7 protein-coding genes are annotated in these 7,697 nt (G+C 72.2%); 3 read left to right on the top strand and 4 right to left on the bottom strand.

Features of this window, described 5'->3' with window-relative positions; all coding sequences use genetic code 11:
• Positions 1 to 508 (top strand): hypothetical protein (locus VIB55_RS04345; protein ID WP_331875444.1); only part of this gene is annotated, 508 nt, incomplete at its 5' end.
• Between the two features lie 85 nt (positions 509 to 593).
• Here VIB55_RS04345 and VIB55_RS04340 read toward each other — a convergent pair.
• The 3 genes from VIB55_RS04340 to purE all read right to left on the bottom strand — a co-directional run bounded on the left by VIB55_RS04340 (position 594) and on the right by purE (position 2,923).
• Positions 594 to 1,013: a hypothetical protein gene (locus VIB55_RS04340; protein ID WP_331074534.1), complete on the bottom strand. Its 420-nt coding sequence runs from the start codon at positions 1,011 to 1,013 to the stop codon at positions 594 to 596.
• 282 nt (positions 1,014 to 1,295) lie between these two features.
• Positions 1,296 to 2,462: a 5-(carboxyamino)imidazole ribonucleotide synthase gene (locus VIB55_RS04335; RefSeq protein WP_331875443.1), complete on the bottom strand. Its 1,167-nt coding sequence runs from the start codon at positions 2,460 to 2,462 to the stop codon at positions 1,296 to 1,298.
• The gene (gene purE, locus VIB55_RS04330; protein WP_414681036.1) at positions 2,459 to 2,923 is read right to left on the bottom strand and encodes a 5-(carboxyamino)imidazole ribonucleotide mutase; all 465 of its coding nucleotides are present in this window, start codon (positions 2,921 to 2,923) and stop codon (positions 2,459 to 2,461) included. Before purE ends, VIB55_RS04335 begins: the two co-directional genes overlap by 4 nt.
• Before the next feature lie 277 nt (positions 2,924 to 3,200).
• On the opposite strand from purE, the gene VIB55_RS04325 reads away from it, so the two are divergent.
• Positions 3,201 to 3,800 carry a hypothetical protein gene (locus VIB55_RS04325; protein ID WP_331875441.1) on the top strand — a complete coding sequence of 200 codons (600 nt, stop codon included), beginning with the start codon at positions 3,201 to 3,203 and terminating at the stop codon, positions 3,798 to 3,800.
• On the opposite strand, the gene VIB55_RS04320 is transcribed toward VIB55_RS04325, so the two are convergent.
• A complete protein-coding gene (locus VIB55_RS04320) occupies positions 3,788 to 6,523 on the bottom strand; it encodes a BTAD domain-containing putative transcriptional regulator (protein WP_331875440.1) in 2,736 nt (911 codons plus the stop codon). The two genes, VIB55_RS04325 and VIB55_RS04320, sit on opposite strands and share 13 nt — an antisense overlap.
• Positions 6,524 to 6,897: 374 nt before the next feature.
• Here VIB55_RS04320 and VIB55_RS04315 point away from each other — a divergent pair.
• A partial coding sequence (locus tag VIB55_RS04315) for a hypothetical protein (RefSeq protein ID WP_331875439.1) occupies positions 6,898 to 7,697 on the top strand: 800 nt, incomplete at its 3' end.

The raw sequence follows: 7,697 nt of genomic DNA, 5'->3' as shown, positions 1-7,697 counted from the left end.
CGGCGACACGCTGCGGCTGGACGTGGCCCTGGCGCGGGCGCCCGCCCCGTGCTGCAGGTTGGACGGGACGTGGCAGGTGCGCTTCGTGATGAACAAGCGTGGGCAGATGGGGCCCGAGCCCACGGACAGCGTCGTCGAGGGGACCCTCACGTTCGCCGACACCCTCCCGGATCCCTGGCGGCCGCGTCGGCCGCGGGACCCGTACGTCCACATGATCGCCGGGCTCTCGGAGCTGGATTTCTCCGCCTTCTTCGGGGGGCGGATCGCGCAGGACGTGTCGACCACCATCACGGGTCCCACCAACGATACGTTCGATCGCGAGGCGGTCGGGGAGGTCTTCAACGGCGACTCGGTGGAGGTAGACCTGATCCCGCGGATCAGCCACGGCGGGGTGTCGATGTGGGGGACCACGGACGGCGAGGTGATCCGGGGACAGTGGGAGCAGCGCGCGTACTGCTGCGGCGCAACCGGCGTGTTCGAGATGCGGCGGGTGCGCCCGCGGCCGTAGCGCACCTCCCGGTAACCGGCATGCGAAAGCCCCCCGCCTCATCTCTCGAGGCGCGGGGCTTTCGGGTTTGTGCGGCGGGCGGCCGTCAGTCGGGGAAGGTGATGCTTCCGCCGAGCTCCGGGTGGCCGCCGGTGATCAGGTCGACGATGCCCGTCATCTCGGCGCCGATCACGTCCACCCGGTGAAGGACCGAGCGGCTGTGGGCGTAGTCGAAGTACAGGGCCACGGCTTCTTCGTGCGCGGGGTTGAACTCGATGACCTTCTGGTCCATCCGCGTGCGCAGGTCGTCGCAGATCAGGCCGACCGCGCTGCGCACGCGGCGCTGCTCGTCGAGCGTGTCGATGCTGAAGTCGCCCGTCAGCCGGGGGAGCAGCAGCTCCACGTGTGCCACGCCTTCGGCCGGCGCGGAGACCGGGCTCGTGGAGGAGGCCTCGGCCGCCGTGACGATGGCCTCGCCTCCCGAGGACAGCGCACGCAGCTCTTCGAAATTGCAGTGAAGGATCATGGGCTCCTCCGCAGGTCGTTTCCCACCTCGAAACAAGGCAAGCGGCGGGCCAGGTGGGCCTCGCGTCGGCAAGCCGTTCCGATGTATGTCTTTACGCCGCTGGGGCGCATTTGTTTCAGGGGGCCGGGTGCGGCAAACCGTGCCGTTCCGGGGACATCTTCGGCAACCGTGTCCCCGGGCGGGAACACCTGCCGGCGGTGGAGGGTGCGTTGCGCGTAACCAGATGACGGAGCCGTTTCCTACAATTGCGGCCCCGGGTGCCCGGGCGCAAGGGCGGCGTGTTCAGCCGTGGCGGGTGGCGGCTTCCCAGCCCCGCAGCACCCGCGCGGCCGCTTCGTCCACGTCGCCGGCCAGGGACGTCAGGTGGCCCATCTTGCGGCCCGGGCGCGCCGCGCCCTTGCCGTACAGGTGGAGCGACGTTTCGGGCACCCGCAGCGCGTCGGCGACGCCCGCCCGGCCCAGCCCCGTGCCCGCGTCCTCGCCCATCAGGTTCACCATGGCCGCGGGGCGCAGCAGGGCGGGGGAGCCCAGCGGCAGCCCGCAGACGGCGCGCAGCTGCTGCTCGAACTGCGACACCCCGCACGCCTCGATCGTGTGGTGGCCGGAGTTGTGGGGACGGGGGGCGATCTCGTTCACCAGGATGCGCCCGTCCGCGTCCACGAACATCTCCACCGCCAGCAGGCCCACCACGCCCAGCCCCTCGGCCAGCGCCGTGGCGACGCGCATGGCCTCCGCCGCGATCTCGTCCGACACGCGGGCGGGGCAGCGGGTGAGGTGAAGGATGCCGCCGCGGTGCTCGTTCTCCGCCACGGGAAAGCACGCCGTTTCCCCCGTGGCGGAACGGGCGCAGATGACGGACACCTCCATACGGAAGCTGACCATCGCCTCCAGGATGAACTCGCTCCCCATCGCCGAAACCGCGTTCCACGCCTCGTCCACGTCGCCCGCGCCGCGGATCACCGCCTGGCCCTTGCCGTCGTATCCCATCCGCGCCGTCTTCAGGATGGCCGGCGCGCCGATCTCGCGCAGCGCCTCGTCCAGCTCCTGGCGGGTGCCGACGGCGCGGTACTCCGCGGTCAGCACGCCCAGCCGGCGGGCCGCGTCCTTTTCCTTCACCCGGTGCTGCGCCACCTCGAGGACCGCCGGCCCGGGGCGGACGGGGACGATGCGCTCCATCTCTCGCAGCGTGGCGACGTCCGCGTTCTCCCACTCCAGCGTCACCACGTCGGAGAGGCGGGCCAGCTCCAGGCAGGCGTCCAAGTCCTCGAAGGGGGCGCGGACGTGCCGGTCGCAGAACTGGGCGGCGGGCGTGTCCTCCCCCGGGTCCAGGACGACGACCTGATACCCCATCCGCCGTGCTTCGAGCGCGAACATCCGGCCGAGCTGGCCCCCGCCCACCATCCCCAGCGTGGCGCCGGGAAGGAACGGGGCCGTGGCGTCCGCCGTCACTGCGCCGCCTCCGGATCGCGCAGCGCATCTTCCGCCATCCGCTCCGCGTACGCCCTGAGCTTGTCGCGGAGCCCCGCGTCGTGGGCGCCGATGATCCGCGCCGCCAGCAGCCCGGCGTTGGCCGCGCCCGCCTTGCCGATGGCGACCGTGGCGACGGGCACGCCCCTGGGCATCTGGACGATGGAGAGCAGCGAGTCCAGCCCGTTGAGGGTGGACGAGAGCACGGGGACGCCGATGACGGGGAGCACCGTCTTCGCGGCCGTCATCCCCGGCAGGTGCGCGGCGCCGCCGGCCCCGGCGATGATCACCTGGATGCCACGGCCCTCGGCCTGTTCGGCGTAGCGGAACATCAGGTCTGGGGTGCGGTGCGCGGAGACGACCTGCATCTCGTACGCGATCCCCAGCTCGTCCAGGACGCGCGCGGCCTCCTGCATGGTCTCGCGGTCCGAGCGGCTTCCCATGATGATGCCGACGCGCGGCTGATTCACGTTCCTGTCCTGGCGGTAGAGGGGTCCACGGGTCCGTCTGCGGCCCGGAAGGTAGCGCGCAGGTGCGGACGCGCAACCGGAAGCGCGTCCGGTCTTCGCTCCGATGTCGCCGCGCTGGCCAGCCGATTCCCTCCCATTGCCGGCATCAACCCCCGGGCTGAGAGCGCGTTGACGGGCCGGCGGTAGCTTGATCGTGACGGTGCGCGGCAGGGTGCGCGCCGCGCTCACTCCCCGCCACAGAGAGATACCGATGCCCAAGCCGAAGGTCACCTTTCAGATCCTCCGCGAAATCGCCGAAACCGCCAGCGGCATGCGCGGCGACGACCTGTACTTCGTCATCCGCGACGGCGACCCGGTAATCTGCCCGTCCAGAACCCCGGTGCAGGAGGACGACGACACGGTGGTCATCCACTGCGATCCTACTCCGAAGGATCCGACTTCGACGGTGCGGTTCGCCTCGATCGGCGTCGAGGAGGACAAGTGCGTGAACCTGATGAGCGTCACGGTGCCTGAGGAAGGGTTCCACCCGGGCGGGACGTTCGCGGCGGACGCGGTGTTCTGGAGCGTGTCGGCAGTGGAGAAGTTCCTGGTGCCGTACTATGCGTCGGTGTACGGCGACAGGGGCCCGGAGATGGCGAAGGCGGTGCTGGGCGTGCTGCTGCCCGAAAGCGCGGAAGGCGGCGAGGGGAGGATAGAGGGCGAGACGCCCTTTGCCGTGGCGCACCTGCCCAGCTCGGAGTTCGTGGGTGAGCCTGAAGCAGACCCCATCTTCGTGTCCAGGCTGGCAGCGCTGTACCCCGGCGGCCACGTACGACGGGTGCGCCATTCCCACCGCGCTCAGGGCCGGTAGGCCAGCGCAACGATGAGCGGGTCGCGCAGCAGGTATTCGCGCATGGACGGGCGGTAGGCCAGCATGCGGTCCACCAGCGTGCGCGCGCCCGCGGTGTCGCCCAGCATCAGCCGCACCCAGGCCTCCTCGTAGTTCAGCGAGTGGGCAAGCGCGGGGTGGGCGCCCACCTCGCTTCGCGCCCGGGCCACCACCGCCCGGGCGCTGTCCGCGTCGCCGGCGCGGGCAGAGACCGCGGCGGCCACCATCCGCCGGTAGATGGGCCCGTAGACGCGGTTCTGCGCGCGGGCGCGTGCCGGCGGGTCGATGCGGTCAAGCTCGGCCACCAGGCGCCAGGCCGCCGCCGCGTCGGCGGGGCGCGTGCGGTCGTTTCGCAGCAGGGTCAGGCGGCACTCGGTGAACCGGCGGTCGGCGGGGAACTGCGCGGCTCCCAGCTCGCACTGCTCGTGCGCCTGGGCGTAGTCGCCCCGCCACAGCCCGCTGAAGTACAGGAGGTGGCGGATGGCGGCCATGTCGTCCAGGTACGCGTCGGCGGCCAGGGCGCGCCGTGCCGCCATCTCGCTTTCCGCGAGGCGTCCGCGGATGCGCAGCAGCTGGCTGAGGGTGCTCCACACGCTGGCGCGCGACGGTGCGGCCGCGGTGGCGGCGCGCAGGTTGGTTTCGGCCGTGTCCATCCACACGCGCTGCATCACCGTGTCCGACGCCTCCAGCGCCAGCCGGTAGACGGCGGTGCCTCGCAGCTCCAGCGCCTCGGCACGGGAGCCCCGCCCCTGCGCCAGCACCGCGTCCGCGTGCCGCTGCGCGGACCGCAGGCGCGCGTTGCGGGCGCCGCCGCGGGCAAAGCCGGCGCGGTCGATGTCCACCCACCCCCGCAGCAGCGTGGGCTGCGCCCAGCGCGGGTCGGCCGCCTGGCCGCGCGCCGCCAGCGAGTCGGCGCGCAGCAGCAGGCGGGCGGCCGAGCCGGTGTCCAGCGTGTCGGGGCTGCGGGCCATGGCGCGCGCGTCGCGGCGCAGCTGCTCCGCCATCAGCACCCGCTCCCGCGCCTCGGCGCTTTCCGTCTCCGCCGCGGCGGTGCGCAGCCGCACCTCCTGGCCCAGCCGGCTGCGCAGCGCGGCCGACACCTCGGCGGCCACGGCGCGCTCCAGCGCCACCACGTCGCCCAGCGGCCTGCCGATCACCCGGCTCTGCAGCTGGCGCTGCGTGTTGGCGTCCACCAGCGCCACCGTCACCCACACGCTGTCGCGCGAGCGCTGCAGCGTGCCCTCCACCACGCTTCCCACGCGCAGCTGGGCGGCCATGCTGTCGAAGCGCACGGCCCCGTCGCGGTACGGGCGAACGCCGCCGCGCGACACCACGTCGAGCGCGCCCACCTGGCCCAGCTCGTGGATCAGCCGCTCCGTCAGCCCCACGGCCAGGTACTGCAGCTCGCCCCCGGGGCTCAGGTCCTCGAAGTACAGCACGGCGATGCGCCGCGGGTCGTACCGCGGCGCATCGTCGTTCTGCCCGGTCTGCATGGACGAGCCGGTGAGCAGGGCCAGCAGAAGCCCCAGCAGCATTCCGCCCACGGCCGCATACGGGGCGGGGGTGCGGCGGCGGGCCGCGAGGGGCACTGCGACGGGGGAAGGCGCCTGCGCGTCCGCCGGTGCCGGGACGGCGGACGGGGGCGCGACCGGTGCGGCGTCCGCCGCCTCCGCGGCGAAGGGCGCGGATGGGATCGATGCCGCGCCGGACGCATCCGCCGGCCTCGCTCCCTCTGAGGCTTCGTCCGGATCGACCGTCGCGTCCGCACGGAACGCCTGACCCGCAGCATCCACGTCATCCACCGGTTCCGGTTCATCCGGGGGTGACGCGGGAGATGCGGGATGGGAAGGGGCGGCGGTGGCGGAAGGGGAGGCGGTGGGCTGGGGCGGATCGATGGCGGGCGACGGGTCGACGGGCGGAGGAGGGGACGGCTCCGCGGCCGGCCGGTGCGCCAGGGGGGGCACGGGCGCGGCGGCCCGCGGGGGATCGGCACGCAGGCGCACGACCAGCGCCAGCAGGTCCGGGTCCGGATCCACCCCCAGTTCTTCGCGCAGCATCGCCGCGTGCGTCTCGGCCGCGCGAAGGGCGGAGGGGCGTTCGCCGGCGGCGTCCAGCGCGCGCACCAGGCGCAGCGCCGTGCGCGAGCTGAACGGGTCGTGCGCGGCCAGCCGGCGCCACCAGTCCACGGCGCGGATGGCGCTACCCTCATCCTCCGCCGCCTGGGCCAGCCCCTCCAGCGCGGTGGCGTGCATCCGCGCCAGCCGGTCGCGTTCGCCGTCGATCCAGCGCTCGAACTCGGGCGCGTCGCCCACGAAGAAGCCGTCCAGCAGCGGGCCGCGGTACAGCGCCGCCGCGCCCTCCGCGTCCCCCGCCTCCAGCCGGTCCTGGAACTCGGCCACGTCGCTGGCCACCGCCTCGGGGTTCAGGGCCACGTCGCCCGCCGCCGGGGCCGAAACGCTCCCTTCCCCCAATTCCTTGCGCAGCACGTACAGCGACTCGGATAGGTTGTGCCGCGCCGCCTCGGTGGTGAGCTCCGGCCACAGCAGCCCGATGATCCGCTCCCGCCCCACCGGGCGCCCCCGCGCCACCGCCAGGATCGCCAGCAGCGCCACCCGCCGCTTGTGCGCGGCGCGTCCGCGAACCGGCCCATTCGGGCCTGAAAAGGCCGGGTCTCCGAGCAGTTCCAGGCGAAAGGGAGGGGGCATCGAGGGTCTCAACCTGGGGGATGATAGACAGCATGAAACCGGGTTGATCTCAATGATTTACAATGTGTTCACGTATCGGGGACGCCGCAAGCGTTCCCCCTTCGTGGACGGGCAGATGCCGTCCTTCTTTTCCCCCGCTACCGATCCGATCCATGTGCACGAGAGCCCGGAGCCCGCCCCATCCGCGGGAGGACAGCATCGCCCCGGCAGGCGGAGAGTGCGACCTCACGACACACACCCACGTCGACTCTCCCTCGAGGCCGGAGCCCGCGACGATGCCTCTTCCGCGACACCCCAACGGCTGCCCCGGGCAGCACGGACTCCACCGCACGTCACCAGACCGACACATACCTTCACTCATCGAGGACACGATCATGCCTACCGAGACTTCCGGACAGCAGGCCATGCAGACGCTCACCGCGCAGTGGTACAACACGCTGGTGGCGGGGCTGGGTCTTGATCCCAACACCTTCCAGCTCATCCAGGCCAACGCGCCGCTGGGCAACTCCTCGGCGGCCCTGTGGAGCTACTTCGACGCCGTCCCGCCGACGGCGCTCGCGCACAGCTTCAACGCGTCGCAGCTCAACAGCCTCTCGCAGGACTACGGCGGGGTGATCATGAGCCTCAAGCCGCAGAGCGCCGGCACCTTCCTGCAGATCATGGGCGACTACTACGCCAGGTGGCTGACGTACTTCAACAGCTACTCGGGCGCCGCGACCGACGCCACGACCATCTTCAACCAGTGGGCCTCGCTCCACCTCCCCGACCCGGGCACCGCGCAGGCCGCCAAGACGGCGTTCGCGCAGATCCAGAACGGGGCCCTCGCCACGGCGGTCAACATGTACCTGGCGGCCAAGGCGTCGGGGCAGGGCTTCGCCTACAACGGCACCTACGCCGGCGTGCAGGCGGCGCTCCCCACCGCCCCCGGCGCGACCGTCACGCTCAACACCGCCACCGCGTCGTCGGACACCAGCCATGCATGGGCCAGCGAAACGGACGACGGCATCTTCAGCTTCTTCGGCGGCGGCGAGAGCTCGTACGACCAGCTGACGGTGCAGGTGGCCACGGCCGGGTTCACCATGAAGGCGACCTTTCAGCACGTGATGAGCATGTCGGCCGGCCCGCTGAGCCAGCCGAGCAGCGACCCCATTCTCTCCGGTTACACACCGTGGTA

This window comes from Longimicrobium sp., assembly GCF_036554565.1.
GTDB lineage: Bacteria > Gemmatimonadota > Gemmatimonadetes > Longimicrobiales > Longimicrobiaceae > Longimicrobium.
This window is presented reverse-complemented; position numbering and strand designations above follow the sequence as displayed.